Here is a 210-nt window from a genome sequence, read left to right as displayed (position 1 = left end):
GTGCCGGATCCGGCGCAGCTGGCCTACGTCATCTACACCTCCGGCTCCACCGGCCGCCCCAAGGGCGTGATGATCCACCACGCCGGTCTGGCCAACTACCTCGCCTGGACCGTGCAGTCGTACGCCTCGCACGGCGACGGCGGTGCCCCGCTGTTCTCGTCGATCTCCTTCGACCTGGGCATCCCCGACCTGTTCACCCCGCTCATCTGC

Annotated in this window: 1 protein-coding gene; it reads left to right on the top strand. The window is 68.6% G+C overall.

What is annotated here, in order from left to right:
- A partial coding sequence (locus tag IF54_RS40345) for an AMP-binding protein (protein WP_037821307.1) occupies nt 1–210 on the top strand: 210 nt, incomplete at both ends.

It is taken from the genome of Streptomyces sp. NRRL B-3229 (assembly GCF_000719505.1).
GTDB classification, from domain to species: domain Bacteria; phylum Actinomycetota; class Actinomycetes; order Streptomycetales; family Streptomycetaceae; genus Streptomyces; species Streptomyces griseorubiginosus.
The sequence above is the reverse complement of the archived record's forward strand: the minus strand, read 5'-3'. Positions and strand labels throughout refer to the sequence as shown.